Annotated in this window: 13 protein-coding genes; 9 read left to right on the forward strand and 4 right to left on the reverse strand. The window is 52.7% G+C overall.

Annotation, left to right across the window (positions count from 1 at the left end; translation table 11 throughout):
- Nucleotides 1-18: 18 nt before the first annotated feature.
- Nucleotides 19-393 carry a hypothetical protein gene (locus ACYQ8U_RS14365; protein WP_459946244.1) on the reverse strand — a complete coding sequence of 125 codons (375 nt, stop codon included), beginning with the start codon at nt 391-393 and terminating at the stop codon, nt 19-21.
- Between the two features lie 204 nt (nt 394-597).
- On the opposite strand from ACYQ8U_RS14365, the gene ACYQ8U_RS14370 reads away from it, so the two are divergent.
- The 3 genes from ACYQ8U_RS14370 to ACYQ8U_RS14380 are packed head-to-tail and all read left to right on the forward strand — an operon-like array spanning nt 598 to nt 5124.
- Nucleotides 598-1230 (forward strand): hypothetical protein, encoded by a 633-nt coding sequence (locus tag ACYQ8U_RS14370; protein ID WP_459946245.1) that lies wholly within the window; start codon nt 598-600, stop codon nt 1228-1230.
- A 5-nt stretch (nt 1231-1235) separates the two neighbouring features.
- Nucleotides 1236-4328, forward strand: a complete 3093-nt coding sequence (locus tag ACYQ8U_RS14375) for a methyltransferase domain-containing protein (RefSeq protein ID WP_459946246.1) — start codon at nt 1236-1238, stop codon at nt 4326-4328.
- On the forward strand, nt 4321-5124 hold the full coding sequence (locus ACYQ8U_RS14380; RefSeq protein ID WP_459946247.1) for a polysaccharide deacetylase family protein: 804 nt from the start codon (nt 4321-4323) through the stop codon (nt 5122-5124). Before ACYQ8U_RS14375 ends, ACYQ8U_RS14380 begins: the two co-directional genes overlap by 8 nt.
- Here the strand turns inward: ACYQ8U_RS14380 and ACYQ8U_RS14385 are convergent.
- Nucleotides 5119-6330 carry an EAL and HDOD domain-containing protein gene (locus tag ACYQ8U_RS14385; RefSeq protein WP_459946248.1) on the reverse strand — a complete coding sequence of 404 codons (1212 nt, stop codon included), beginning with the start codon at nt 6328-6330 and terminating at the stop codon, nt 5119-5121. The two genes, ACYQ8U_RS14380 and ACYQ8U_RS14385, sit on opposite strands and share 6 nt — an antisense overlap.
- Nucleotides 6331-6620: 290 nt before the next feature.
- On the opposite strand from ACYQ8U_RS14385, the gene ACYQ8U_RS14390 reads away from it, so the two are divergent.
- Together ACYQ8U_RS14390 and ACYQ8U_RS14395 are read left to right on the forward strand one after the other, a co-directional pair.
- The gene (locus tag ACYQ8U_RS14390) at nt 6621-7478 is read left to right on the forward strand and encodes a DMT family transporter (RefSeq protein WP_459946249.1); all 858 of its coding nucleotides are present in this window, start codon (nt 6621-6623) and stop codon (nt 7476-7478) included.
- 12 nt (nt 7479-7490) lie between these two features.
- A complete protein-coding gene (locus ACYQ8U_RS14395) occupies nt 7491-7718 on the forward strand; it encodes a DUF3820 family protein (RefSeq protein ID WP_459946250.1) in 228 nt (75 codons plus the stop codon).
- Here ACYQ8U_RS14395 and ACYQ8U_RS14400 read toward each other — a convergent pair.
- Both ACYQ8U_RS14400 and ACYQ8U_RS14405 read right to left on the reverse strand, forming a co-directional pair.
- Nucleotides 7715-9109 carry a dipeptidase gene (locus tag ACYQ8U_RS14400; RefSeq protein WP_459946251.1) on the reverse strand — a complete coding sequence of 465 codons (1395 nt, stop codon included), beginning with the start codon at nt 9107-9109 and terminating at the stop codon, nt 7715-7717. The two genes, ACYQ8U_RS14395 and ACYQ8U_RS14400, sit on opposite strands and share 4 nt — an antisense overlap.
- A complete protein-coding gene (locus tag ACYQ8U_RS14405; protein WP_459946252.1) occupies nt 9109-9546 on the reverse strand; it encodes a PaaI family thioesterase in 438 nt (145 codons plus the stop codon). Before ACYQ8U_RS14405 ends, ACYQ8U_RS14400 begins: the two co-directional genes overlap by 1 nt.
- Nucleotides 9547-9668: 122 nt before the next feature.
- Here ACYQ8U_RS14405 and ACYQ8U_RS14410 point away from each other — a divergent pair, with 122 nt between their 5' ends.
- The 4 genes from ACYQ8U_RS14410 (at nt 9669) to ACYQ8U_RS14425 (ending at nt 13388) form a co-directional block, all read left to right on the forward strand.
- Nucleotides 9669-9923 (forward strand): hypothetical protein, encoded by a 255-nt coding sequence (locus tag ACYQ8U_RS14410; RefSeq protein ID WP_459946253.1) that lies wholly within the window; start codon nt 9669-9671, stop codon nt 9921-9923.
- A gap of 12 nt (nt 9924-9935) precedes the next feature.
- Entirely contained in the window at nt 9936-10775 is an 840-nt protein-coding gene (locus tag ACYQ8U_RS14415; RefSeq protein WP_459946254.1) for a rhodanese-like domain-containing protein, read from the forward strand.
- Between the two features lies 1 nt (nt 10776).
- Nucleotides 10777-11913 (forward strand): NAD(P)/FAD-dependent oxidoreductase, encoded by a 1137-nt coding sequence (locus ACYQ8U_RS14420; protein ID WP_459946255.1) that lies wholly within the window; start codon nt 10777-10779, stop codon nt 11911-11913.
- 71 nt (nt 11914-11984) lie between these two features.
- The gene (locus ACYQ8U_RS14425) at nt 11985-13388 is read left to right on the forward strand and encodes a sigma-54 interaction domain-containing protein (RefSeq protein WP_459946256.1); all 1404 of its coding nucleotides are present in this window, start codon (nt 11985-11987) and stop codon (nt 13386-13388) included.
- Nucleotides 13389-13541 lie beyond the last annotated feature (153 nt).

The raw sequence follows: 13541 nt of genomic DNA on the forward strand, positions 1-13541 counted from the left end.
GGGTAACGGTTTTTCCGTTCAGCCCGGCTGTCGGTTGGCCCAGGTGAGCAGTTTTTCCATGGCGACCCTAATCAGCCAGCGAAGAAAGATCAGCGAGTACTTGGCTCCGGAGAGATACATGCCAAGGAGAAAAACCACATGCGATAAACCGTAGGTGACCGGCCCGCCGACCGCAACGATCCATGGATTATGCAGCTTGACCGACAGGACACCAAAAAAAGCAACGGCCGGCCAGCCAATAACGTAACTCAAACCGATGGCAAAGACTCCGGCAAGGACCACCGGCGTCGGTTTTTGTTGAAATGCCGACAGGTCGGCCTGGTCGTAAATAGCCGAGCGGACGTAAGCGGTGGCAGCTATTTTTGCTATAGTCTGCTTCAGTAGTCGAGTCATATTGCCGGCGGGAAAGGTGTCTGACGGTATTCGGAGACAGCCAGGAGCTTGTCCGAGAATGCCGATTTTTATCTTTGTATGAGTGTATCAACAGGTAACCAAACCAGCAACGTGAATCAACCCAAAGCCAACCATTCTGACCCCTGGGCCTTTTTTGACAGGATCTACTGCATTTCTCTGAAGTCGCGCCCGGACAGGAGGGCCTTGGCCGAAAAACAGTTTGCCGCTGTCGGTCTACTGCCCCGAGTGGAGTTCGTTATTGTCACCATACATCCGACAAACCGGGAAGAGGGTATTTTTCAGTCGCATATGATCTGCCTGAACAGGGGGTTGAACGAAAAAGCCCAACACATCCTCATCTTTGAAGACGATGTCTTCTTTCAAGAGGCGAAGACCGAAACCTTGCCCGAGGTGTGTGGCTATCTGGATTCTGCCGGCAATTGGGATGCACTGTTTCTTGGCTGTATTACCGACGGCAGCAAAAGGATCAAAAAAATGCCTCTGGCGAAAATTACCTACCGCTGCCTCGCCCATGCATATGTACTGAATCGTCCTTTTGCCAAAGAAATTGTACGGCAAAGCTGGCAGGGCGTCCCTTTTGATGAGCTATTGCGCCGTCATAACCGGGAGTTTTATGCCCTGTATCCGATGTGCGCCTTTCAGGGGCTGGCGGGATCCGATAACCAGACCGTGATCATCGACCGGCTGCGGCGAATCTTCGGTGGGCTGCCGTTTATCCAGAAGGTGAACGAGGTGTATCAGAATCACAAGGCGGTTCTCTTTATTCCTGTGGCCGGTTTGCTGTTCCTGGCACTTCTGGCTTGCAAATTATGGTAAGAACCATGGCCAACTATCGCCTGCTCGCTGTAGTTGCGCTGCTGGTCAGTGTTTTAGCCGCCCTGGGGGTGCTGCGTCTGGACATCGACACTGATGTGGTTCGCTCCCTGCCGTCGAGCGATCAGGTCATCGCCGATGCGATTGATGTTTTTGAGCACCATCCTTTGCAGGATCAGATTGCCGTCGATATCATGATCGATGAGGAGGCCCCGGATACCCTGGTTGCCATCGGCACTTTCCTGGAAAATAAGATGGCCGACAGTGGGCTCTTTGCCCAGGTCGGCACCGATGCCATTGGCGACCTCATTCCGCAGCTGGCCCTGCACGCGGCGCGGAACCTGCCGCTGCTGTTCTCGCAACAGGAGCTGACGCAACAAATTGCCCCTCTATTGGAAACGGATCGTATCGACAAACGTTTGCTGACCCTGTATCAAGATTTAACCAGTATGGACGGGATTGGTCAGGCAGGGTTTATTAACCTGGATCCCCTTGGCCTGAAAGATCTGGTCCTGGCGAAAATGGCGCCTCTCGCGCCCTCATTGAACACCACGTTTTACCGGGGGCATCTCCTCTCGGCCGACGGCAGGCATCTGCTCGTTACGGCCAGGCCACTGGCCACCGGTACCGACACTGCTTCAGCACGCAGAATTACCGGGCTTCTGGCCGAGAGCTCCAGCGAGCTCACTGAAAAATATGGTCCTTCGGGACAACAGGTAACCCTTACCCCCGTCGGCGGTTATCGGGCTGCCCTGGATAATGAGCGTATTATCCGTCATGACGTACAGCTGGCGCTGCTGCTCGCCACAGCCGGTATTGGATTACTGCTGCTTTTTGCCTTTCCCAGGCCCCTGATGGGCTTGTTGTCCCTGGTGCCGGCACTTGCCGGTACCGCCGCCGCTCTTTTCGTCTATTCCCTGTTCCGTGATTCGATCTCGGTTATGGTCCTCGGGTTTGGCGGGGCGATAATATCCATCACCGTCGATCATGGCATCGCCTACCTGCTTTTTCTTGATCGCAACAGAGAAACCAAGGGCAAGGAGGCGTCACATGAGGTTTCGTCGATCGGCACCATGGCGGTCGTCACCTCAGTTGGCGCCTTTTTGATTCTCAGCTCGAGTGGGTTTTTGATTTTCGCCGAGCTGGGGCAATTTGCCGCCCTTGGCATCCTCTTTTCCTTTCTCTTTGTCCATTCGGTTTTTCCACGAATTTTTCCGGTCATGCCGCGCGGCAGTGGTCGTGTTTTGCCCCTTCGTGGTTTTGTCAATATCTTGTACAGCACCGGCACACCTGGTGCACTTGCCGCGGCTCTGCTGGCACTTGGCCTGCTTTTTTTTGCCAGGCCGCAATTTTATGTCAGCCTGAACAGCATGAACACGGTGAGTGCGGAAACCCTGGCCGCCGATGCACTGTTTACCGAGGTCTGGGGAAGCATGGGGCAGCGCGTCCTGCTGATGAACGCGGCCGAGGCCATCATGCCGATCCAGGCGGATAACGACCGCCTGCTGCATAAGATCGAACAAGATATCGAAGGAGAGGTGCTGGCTGGGGCATTTGTGCCGTCGATGATTTTTCCCGGCCGGGCAAGAGGCGAGCAAAATCTGGCCGCCTGGCGTGCCTTCTGGGACGAACAGCGCATCGCACAGCTCAAAAAGGCATTGGGCACGGCTGGAGGAGAATTCGGCTTCAGTCCCGATGCTTTCAGCGATTTTTACTCTTTTCTCGACCCGGCCTTTAACGCCGACACGCAGCCGATTCCGGCCGAATTCTACAACCTGCTCGGCATATCAAAAAATGACCAGGATTCCGGCCTGCTGCAGTTTATCACCCTTTTGCCGGGAAAAAAGTATGACGCGGCCGGTTTTTTGCATCGTTACGGTGAGGACGGCAAGATCTTTGATTCGGTTTTTTTTACCGAGCGCCTGGCTCAGATCCTCTTTGCAACCTTTACCACCATGCTGGCGATCATTGCCGGCAGTGTGGTGCTGCTGCTGTTCTTTTTCTATCTGAACCTGCCGCTTACCCTGCTCACCCTGCTCCCCCCATTATTTGCCTATATCTGTACCCTGGGAACCTTGAACCTTATCGGCCGTCCTCTTGATATTCCCGCGCTGATGCTGTCCGTGGTCATCCTTGGTATGGGCGTTGATTACTCTATTTTCTGTGTGCGCGCCCATCAGCGTTACCGCGATATCACCCATCCCTCGTATGTTCTGGTGCGAGTCGCCGTGTTTATGGCCGGTGCCTCGACCCTGATCGGCTTTGGTGTTCTCTGCTTTGCCGAACACTCTCTGCTGAAAAGTATAGGCATCACATCGCTGCTCGGTATTGGGTATTCTCTGCTCGGGACCTTCCTGCTGTTGCCGCCCCTGCTCGAGAGATATATGGCCTGGGAAAAGCACAAGATCGGTCGCTTGCGCGAAAAAAAAGACAATACGCTTGCGCTTCGGGTACGGCATCGTTTTCGAACCCTGGAAGCCTATCCACGGATGTTTGCCCGCTTTAAAATGCGCTTTGATCCGATGTTCGACGATCTGCCGCGAATGCTTGCCACACGAAAAAATATGACAACCATTCTGGACATCGGCTGCGGCTATGGCGTGCCGGCCTGCTGGTGCCTGGAACAGTATTCCGATGCACACATTTATGCCATTGACCCTGATCCTGAGAGGGTGAGGGTGGCCGCCCTGGCCCTCGGCGACCGGGGTGCGGTCACTGTCGGCTGGGCCCCGGAACTGCCACCTGCACCGGGCCCGGCTGATGTCGTCCTGCTGCTTGACATGCTGCATTATCTCGATGACGAGACGGCGACTGCCCTCATTAAAAACAGCTTTCAGGCGCTTGGCGATGAAGGTATCCTGGTGACAAGGTTTGTCCTCCCGCCAACGGGTCGGCCTTCCTGGTCCTGGCGATTGGAGGACAGCCGGATAAAAGTATGCGGCCGGCGTCCCTGGTACCGTTCCTCTGAACATCTGGCAAAATGCATGAGAAGAGCGGGTTTTACTGTCATCATCAACGAGGTCTCGGCGGTCAATCCGGAGTTGATCTGGATCGTCTGTCGGGCTGCAAAAGAGTCAACCGGTGCTGCACTACATGCGTGAAATATCGTTTTCTCTTGCTGAGAAAACCGGTCTCGTTGCCGTGACGGCGGCCTTTCTGCTCTTTTTTCTGAGTCCGTCACTCGCGGCAGTACCGCTATTTCTTTTCCTCCTGCTCTGTGCCGTGGCGCCATTTTTGCCGGGATTCAGTTTTTTCCTGCCGGTCATCAGCCGCGGGCAGCGAGGGATACAATCGATTTGCCTGTCCTTTGACGATGGCCCTTCCCCCGCGTCGACCCCTCTTTTGCTCGACCTTCTTGCCCGTCACCACCTGCCGGCCACATTTTTCCTGGTCGGTGAAAAAGCCGCCAAATATCCGGAGCTGGTGGCAGAGATCCTTGACCGGGGGCACAGCATCGGCAATCACTCCTGGTGTCACGACTATTTTCTTATGCTGCGAAGCAGGAAAACTCTGCGGGCCGATATCCATACCACCCAGGAAATTTTAAAAAAATCAGGGATACGGCCTCTCGTCTTCCGACCACCCGTCGGTATCACCGGTTCCCGTCTCGGCGGGGTGTTGGCCGGGGAAGGCCTCATCACCGTTACCTACAGCTGCCGCGCCTTTGATCGGGGGAATCGAAATATCCACAACCTTGCCGATAAAATTTTACGACGCCTGCGGCCTGGGGATATTATCATGCTCCATGACCTGCCTATCTATCGGAGCCCTGAATCAAACGAATGGGTAAAAGAACTTGAGCACCTTTTTGCCGCTCTGGCCAAGAACTATAATGTTGTGCCCTTGGCAGAGATCATTAATCGCCCGGTCAATATCGCCGTAACGAATTTGTTATAAGTTGACAAAAATATCGGCAAATTCCAGCGAGGAGAGATAGAGAGGGTACAGTTTTTCTTTAGGAATATCAATTTTTTCCAGGGCCTGGAAGCATTCTTCACTGCTGCCTTGTTCATAGGCGATGACAATTGTCAAAAATATTGCCAGAGGTCCTCTCTGATCCGTCAGTGCTCCTTTAATATCATCGGACACCGGAATTTTGTTTAATATATCCTCTATTGGCGTATCAAGCATGGCATGAAGCAGGGAGAACAGGCCAAGCATGAAGAGTTCGTTCGGCTTGGTCTGTTGAGAGCTCTCCTGACCAAGCTGTTCACAAAGTTTAGCCCGCACAGCTGCTAAGCGGACAAGTTCGGCAGGTTTTTTTGAGGATATTTCTGAAATGACCGCCAGGGTGACAAAGCGTCTGATTTCATTTTCACCCAGATAGGTCACCGCGTGGTGAATGGAGTCGATTTTCTTGATGAGATAGAAATAAGCTGAGTTGATGTAGCGCAGTAATCTGTAGGAAAGCGATACATCGGCGGAAATCATAGCCGTCATCTTTTTTGATGAGAAAGATTGTTTATTTATCTCGGAGAGGAGGTTGAGCAGGGTAATTTTTGAAGTCCCCAACTCTTTAATCCTCAATTCCTCCGGTCTTGCGAAGAAATATCCCTGAAAATACTTGAAGCCGAGTTTTTGTGCCTTGGCAAACTCACCATGTGTTTCTACCTTTTCGGCAAGATAATCTACCCTGTGCCGGGACAAACACTCGAAGGTTGTGTGAATCTCGTCGACAGGGGTGAGGCGGAAGTCAATCTTGATGATATCCGCCAGTTCGATCAGGGGTATAAAATTTTTATGGTAAACGAAATCATCAAGGGCCAGGAGATAACCAAGTTTCTTCAGTTTTTTGCAGGCGATAATGACTTTATCGGTGGGGTGAACGTCTTCAAGGATTTGAACGACAATGCTCTTGATGGGGAAGCTTTCAACAATGTTCTCCAGCAGCAGTTCTTCGGTAAAATTGACAAAACAGGGTTTGTTGCCACTGATTTTCTCCAGCCCCTCTGTTAAAAACGAACTGGTGATGAGGGAGCTTGTCGCCCGGTTGCCTCCGACATCGGCCAGACTCAGTGCGTTCACTCCTTTGTATAGCAGTTCGTAGGCGAAGAGATGCCTTTTTTCGTTGAATATCGGTTGCCTGGCAATGATTGTTTCCAATCTGAAGCTCTCTTTTTTCGGGTTGATAGTATTTTTTTTAAAGAAGTCTTAAAAGCCTAGGTCTTTTAGAGGAAAAAAACAAGAATCAGTGAGACAGAATGCTTTTTAAGATAAAAAGTACATTAAGGTTGATTCTTTATTGAGATAACTATTGACAGACGTCAATTTTTTCAGAATGGGTGTTCTGTCAAAGAAAGCCTGTGGAAGTTCAATTCCGTTTGCTTTTGGCGAAATGGAGGGTACAAAATAGAAGTAATGATCGAGCATAAGGAAATAATCGGGTGAGATCCATGGCGTCGACGCGCCTGCAAGGTGTCCTGTTCGTTCTCTTTTCCGCCACCGGCTTCGGGGCGATGGCTATTTTCGGCAAGGTTGCTTTTGCCTCAGGGGCATCGACAACCACAGTGCTTTTCTTCCGGTTTTTTTGCGCCGGGGGGTTGATGGTTGCCTTGATGGCGGTTCTGCGCTTACCGTGGCCGAGAGGACGGGACCTGGGTATTCTGATAGCCATGGGCGCGCTCGGGTATGCCGGCCAGTCTTTTCTGTTCTTTTCGGCCCTGCACCATGCCACCGCCGGCTTGACCGGCCTGTTGCTGTACCTGCATCCTGCCCTGGTCATTATCGGGTCCGCGGCAATTGGTCGCCGCAGACTGACATGGACCAAGATGCTGCTCGCCCTTGTTTCGCTCTTTGGTATTCTGTTGACTGTCAGCGACGGTCTTGCCGGGACGGCGACAGGGATAGCCTGCGGCATTGGTGCGGCTCTTGTCTATACCGTCTATATTCTGGTGGGGGAAAAAGTCACTTCGCAGACCGGGGCCATCAGCGCCGGATGCGTTATCATGCTCTCGGCAGCGGTGGTGTTTGGCATGGCTATGCTGCTTGAAGGACCACGTTTGCCACAGGAATCGATCGGCTGGCTGGCCGTGGCCTCGATAGCTGTCTTTTCGACCCTGTTGCCCATCGTCTTTTTCTTTGCCGGGATGCGGCGTATCGGCGCCAATGACGCATCAACCCTGTCCACCCTGGAACCGGTAGTCACCCTGCTGCTTGCCTATGTTTTTCTTGGCGAGACCCTTGGCGCGGTGCAGGCCCTTGGGGCTGCCCTGGTTATTGCCGCCGTGGTCACCCTCAGCCGTATCCCTTGACAGGAGAAGAACGTGCACGACCTTCCCTTTGACCCTCAGCAGCTCCTCGATCTGGCGGAAATGAAAATGCCTTTCGGCAAGTACGCGGGGCGACTGCTTATCGACCTGCCCGAACCCTATGTGGTCTGGTTTGCGCAAAAAGGTTTTCCGCAGGGCAAACTGGGGGAGATGCTGGCCATTGTCTATGAGATTAAAGTCAATGGGCTAGAGTATCTGTTTGATCCGCTGCGCCATCCCTAACCGCGAGCCAAGCGGCCCAAAAATTCAGCAACCGTCTTCATCCCCTTGCTGAATTGTCTCAGGCTGAATTTCTCGTTTGGCGCATGGATCGAGTCGTCAGGCAGCCCGAAACCCATTAACACCACTGGTACATTCAGCACTTCCTTAAAAAGTGAGGCAATGGGGATGGATCCGCCTTCGCGCATAAAGACCGGGGCCTTGCCATATATCAATTCGAGGGCGTCGGCGGCGGCCAGAAGAGCGGGATCGCCGGGGGGGATGTAAAAGCCCTTTCCGGCGTGTAGATTGGTCAGCTGAACAGTGTGTCCCGCCGGCATGTGTCGCTGCACCGCCTGCGCCAGCCAGCCAAAGACCTCGTTTGGCTCGAGATTGGCCGGGAGGCGTAAGCTGACTTTGGCCACGGCTGATGATGGAATAACGGTTTTTGCCCCTTCCGCGGTAAAACCGCCTTGTATGCCGTGGACTTCCAGAGTCGGGCGCAGACCTATCCTCTCCAGGGGAGGGTAGTCTTTTTCGCCGGCCAGCTCCGCCACACCCATCTCGGTGCACAAGGCTTTTTCGATGTGCAGGGGATCTTCCTGCCAGAAAAGCTTTTCAGCAGCCGTTGCCGCCGGGATGGCTGCGGCAAGTTCGGGGATGTGAATGATCCCGTCTTCACCTTTGAGTCGGCTGATCAGCACGCAGAGCGCATGGATGGGATTCGGGGCAACGCCGCCATAACTGCCGGAATGCAGGTCGGTCCTGGCTCCGGTTACGGCGATTTCGGTATAGAGCACACCGCGCAGGCCGGTAACCAGTGACGGTTGATCCGCATCGACCATATGGGTATCGCAGATTAACACCGCATCGGCTCGGAGCGGTTCCGGATTTTCCTGCACATAGGTGGCAATTGATGCACCACCGGCCTCCTCCTCACCCTCGAGGAGAATTTTAATATTTACCGGCAGGGCGCCGTCCACTTTGATCCATGCCTCGAGAGCGGCAAGGACGAGTATGATCTGTCCCTTATCATCACTTGCGCCGCGGCAGTACATGTTACCGGCACGGATGGTCGGTTGAAAGGGTGGACTGTTCCACTGCTCTATCGGGTCGACAGGCTGCACATCATAATGGCCATAGATGAGCAGGGTCGGTTGCCTGTCATCCACCAGCCACTCGGCGAAGACCAGAGGATGCCCCTTGGTTGCTATGATCTGAGATGTGGGGAAACCGATCGCCATCAACCTGTTTCTGACCCAGTCGGCGGCTTTGCCGACGTCGTCCTTATGCTCGGAGAGGGCACTGATACTCGGTATTGCCAGCCATTCCATCAATTGTTCGATGAACCTGTTCTGGTTGTCATCGAGATAGATATTTCGTGTTGCCGCCCCTGTCATGTTTTCCCCCATCATTATTCAACGCTGCCTTTTTCCTGTCTTTCCCGTTGCATGAATCTGCCCTTGCCTTTGCAGACTATTTTGCCGCCGATGCGGATCTGTGACTTGAGGTGATAAAGCGGCGGCAGAGACGAGTCTATCCAGGCCTGGATGTCCAGCGTACCGTCACAGTCGACCTGTTCGAGATACCGCACAGTCAATTCTCCGGTCACCGCTTCAATATCCTGATGCAATAAACATTGCGCCATGGCCGTGTCGAGCAGGGCGGAAAGGACACCACCGTGCATGACGCCGGTGTATCCCTGCAGATTGCGATTTCCGGTGAAACTAGTCGAGACGGCGCCGTCAGCATTTTTTGTGAACTTCAGGCCGAAAGATAAGGGATTGTCCTGGCCGCACATGAGACAAAAACGATGGCTTGCATGGGGCGATGGGGAATCTGTCTGTTCCATATTGTTCTGCTAGAAGAATGTTTGTAGGTTTGTCAAAGTTGCTTGTTTATGTCAATATAGCATATGCACAATTTGAGTCTATCTCTCTTTTTGAAAAACAGTATACCCAAGGGTGAATGATTATGTGGAAAATTCTGCAGCGTATCAATAAAAATCTCGTCTGTGCCGCTTGGTTTTCTCGTGGTCTACCCGATGATTATCACCCTGAATATCCAGCATCTCAAGCAGGGATTACCCCTAAGCTGCAGGGCACAGCACAGTTTATCACTTTTGCTCTTTCTACCCTGACAGCAACGTTGTTTTTTACGCGAAACGATGGTATCGCTTTGGCATGCGGAACCGTTATAGGGAATTTATCCAGCGGCAAAATAATTTGAGGAGAGCACACTATGAAATGGATGCAGTTTTTCACCCCGGTCTCTTCTATAAGCTGGGAAGAGGCGCTTCAGCTCGCCGAGAAGAAGCCTGATGGCGAGGTCATTTTTCTCGATGTCCGACAACCAAAAGAGTATAACCGTGGTCATCTTCCCGGGGCAAAGCTCCTGCCGCTCGGCGATCTGGACAACCGATTGGCGGAGCTCGACAAGGACAAACCGATCGTCATCTACTGAGCCATTGGCGGGCGCAGCCGGGTCGCTGCGCAGATGCTCTCCGGTAAAGGTTTTCGTAAGGTTTATAATCTGACCGGCGGAATAAAGGCCTGGAAAAAAGAGGTCGCGGTTGGCTCCGAGGAGACCGGTCTGCATCTTTTTACCAGGGAAGAGAGTCCCGAAGAGGCGATTGTTGTCGGTTTTGGTCTGGAAATGGGATTGCGAGACTTTTACCTGTCCATGCAGTCAAAGGTTTCGCTGGAATCGACCAGGGCACTTTTTACTCAACTCGCCGACATTGAGATCCTGCATCAGCAGCGATTGGTCGAACTCTATCGCGAGATTACCGGAACTGCCTTGACGATGACCGAGTTTGCCGAAAAAATTGCCGAACCGGCATTGGAAGGCGGTCTGACTACAGAGGAATATCTGCAGCTGTACGCAGTTGATGTCGATTCTGAAATCGAAGTGCTCGGCCTGGCCATGGCCATTGAAGCGCAGGCGCTTGATCTCTATCTGCGGGCTGCCGAGCGAAGCGATAAACAGGCAACAAAGCAGGTTCTGCTGCAGATTGCCGAGGAAGAGCGCAGTCATATTGCCCGGTTGAGCAGCTATATCGATCGGCAGGAGCTTGTCTGACATGACCAAACAACTGGTTCTCATCGGCGGCGGCCATGCCCACATGGTCACCCTGGCCAACCTGCATGTCTTTGTCGCCAAAGGCTATGGGGTGACCGTCATTCAACCGTCTGAATACCATTATTACAGCGGCATGGGGCCGGGAATGCTCGGTGGGACGTATCACCCGGATGATATCCGATTTGCCACCCGCCGGCAGGTGGAAGCCAAGGGCGGCAGGTTTGTTCTTGGCAAGGCATACCGCATTGACCCGGACAAACAGCTCGTCCATGTGCAGAAAATAGACGAGGGGAAAGCGGAAGGCGCAGAGGAAGAAATTCCCTATGATGTCCTTTCATGTAATGCCGGTTCGTATGTCCCGCAGGACATGGTCCGGGGGAACTCCGACACTGTTTTTACCGCCAAACCCATCGAAGCTCTGCTCACCGCCAGACAGCGAATCCTTGAGCTGGCCGCGACGAAAAAGATCACCATAGCTCTGGTCGGCAGCGGGCCGTCGGCCATCGAACTTGCCGGAAATATACACCAGCTGTGCAGTGAGCAGGGCGTGGAGATGCCCCGGATCCAGTTGTTTGCCGGACGAACGTTTATGTCCGGCCGACCGGCGCAGGTTCGTCGCCTGACACGAAAGATACTCGAGAGAAAGGGGGTTGAAATCATTGAGACCGGTTATGTCAGGCAGATAGAAAACGGTCGACTCCTGCTGGAAAACGACCGAAGTTATCAGGTCGATATTGTTTTTCCGGCCGTAGGGGTCCGACCATCGCCGATCTTTGCCGCATCGGGGCTGCCCATCGGTCCGGATGGCGGATTGCTGGTCGACGAATATCTGCGCTCAACCGGTTATGACAACATTTTCGGCGGCGGCGACTGTATCTCTTTCGCCCCGCAGCCTCTCGATAAGGTGGGGGTCTATGCCGTTCGACAGAATGGTGTTTTGTACAACAATCTGCTCGCCTGTCTTGATGGAAAAGAGCCGGAAAAATTTTCTCCCGGGGGAAAATATCTTCTCATCTACAATCTCGGTGATGGCGAAGGCGTTCTCGCCAAATGGTGTATAACTTTTTCCGGGCGGCTGGCTTTTCGTATCAAGGATTACATTGACCGCAAGTTCATTCGATCCTTTCAGAAGTCCTGATTTGCTGCAGAGATAGCCTCCTGGAATATAATCCCATGAAATGACCTGTGCAATGTTTCAGGTGAGGAACCATGTATAATATTCTCATTTTTGGTCTGAAAGAAAAACGCGAAAAACTCCTTGCCGATTTTTCTTCAATGCCATGCCGGTTTTTGCATGTCAATTCCTCCGCTGAATTTTATTCAACAGCCTTCTCGCGTATTTTCGATGTATGGATAATCGAAGCGGGGCACCCTGATTTTGCCGAGCTGGCACTTGCCGAGCTGGCGGCGACCCATAATACGCCGCAGATTTTTCTGATAGGAGGTGGAGACGCAAAGGCTGAGGAACTGGTCCGCAGTCATGCAAATAAGGTACAGGTGCTGGCCGATACGGCTATCGGACGCTGTGCGGAGCTTTTTGCAAAGCTGATGCGTGACATCCGTGAGCAAAACCGGGAGAGGTATCTGGCCGGTTACATCCAGGCCCAGCCGGGACGAGAGGCCATTGTCACCAAGAGCCCGCTTATGGAAAAATTGCTCGACCTGATCAAAGACATTGCCCCGACCGAGTCACCGATTTTTTTACAGGGGGAGACGGGGACGGGCAAAGAACTCCTTGCCAATATTTTTCACAATGAATCACGCCGCCGTTCAGGACCGTTCATGGCGGTCAACTGCGGCGCCCTGCCTGACAGTCTGCTTGAATCGGAACTTTTCGGCTATGAAAAAGGGGCCTTCACCGGGGCCACCAGTCGCCGTATCGGAAAGATTGAACATGCCGCCGGGGGGACGCTCTTTCTCGATGAAATAGAATCGATGTCGCCGGCTATGCAGGTACGCCTGTTGCGTGTTCTGCAGGAAAAAAGCCTGCAGCGTCTGGGTGGAAATACCGAAGTGAGTACCGATTTCCGCGTGATCGGGGCCACGAATACCGATCCTGTTGAACTCTTGACCTCAGGGCGACTTCGCTCCGACCTCTATTACCGTTTATCGGTCTTTCAGATCCATGTGCCGCCGCTTCGTGACAGAATCGAGGACATTCCGCTGCTGACGCAGCATTTAATCAATAAGAAAAAGAAGGATGGACGAGACTATATTAAAGGACTGGATCGACAGGCCAAGAAAATTCTCCTCTCCGTTCCCTGGTTCGGCAATATCAGAGAGCTGCAAAATGTCATTGAAAGGGCGGTTATGCTCGCCGACAGCGAGATCATCAGCGCCGATCTTATCCACATTCCGGGCTTGCCGATCGCCCCTTCGCATCCGTCTGAAGGCGAATTACATGAGCATGCCTTTCGGCCCGGCACCACCTTGAAATCATATAAAACTTTTCTTTCTCAGGCTGCGGAACGGAAGTACCTCGTTGAGCTGCTCGATTATACCAATGGACGCATCGGCGAATCGGCGCAATTTGCCGGGTTGACCCCGCGAGCCCTCTATAACAAAATGAAAATCTATGGCTTGAAGAAGGAAGATTTCAGGAAATCGGAATAATTAATGTGTATCGGAAATATAAAGTAAGTGCATGTTATCATAAAATATTATTCCTTTGTTGTCAGACGGTTGCCCTGTCTGTCGGAATTCCTGCTGTGATGGTATATTTTGCATAAATTATCAGTCGAGTTGGATTGTTACGTAAATACAGCT

The organism is Desulfocastanea catecholica (assembly GCF_054657295.1).